The organism is Psychrobacter sp. 1Y4, assembly GCF_051847555.1.
The window spans coordinates 1-507 of record NZ_JBPYDE010001211.1; the positions used below are offsets into that span (position 1 = coordinate 1).

Below are 507 nucleotides of genomic sequence, written 5' to 3' on the forward strand. Positions count from 1 at the left end.
CCATCGAACTTATCAGTAATGACGTGCAGCTTGCCTTCTTTATCTATGGTGTACAGCGGCACAAACTGCTTGTTATCCGCTTTATACTGCTCAAAGCTATAGCTGTCAGTGATGTTGGTGATTTTGATGCGGGCTTTTTTGGACAGCATACTAGCAAGCTTGGTGTACGTCACATCTTTGCCAAATAGCCACTGTGAGTGAAAATTGGACTGCTTGTCGTCGCGCTCACTTCTGACTTTTTCATCACTGAACTTAAGACGGTATAGCTTACGCTCACCAAATTCATGACGATAATGAATCTCAGACAAGGTATTCATCTCTTTGTCCATACTCATGGCAAACAAACGCCCAATACCAATCAGGTCGAGATGGTGATCAGCGTGATCAGAGATGGGATTGCCAAAGTAAGTACGCAGTCCGCTCATGCGTGCGCGCGCAATATTGGTATAGTTATTATGGGCAACGATGACGTCGAAGCCTTGCTCTTTAAGAGAGGTAGCGATGAGT

1 pseudogene is annotated in these 507 nt (G+C 45.0%); it reads right to left on the minus strand.

The annotated features are described in order from the left end of the window. Window positions 1-507: pseudogene (locus ACS8FC_RS21190) on the minus strand (cation:proton antiporter); the annotation flags it as partial.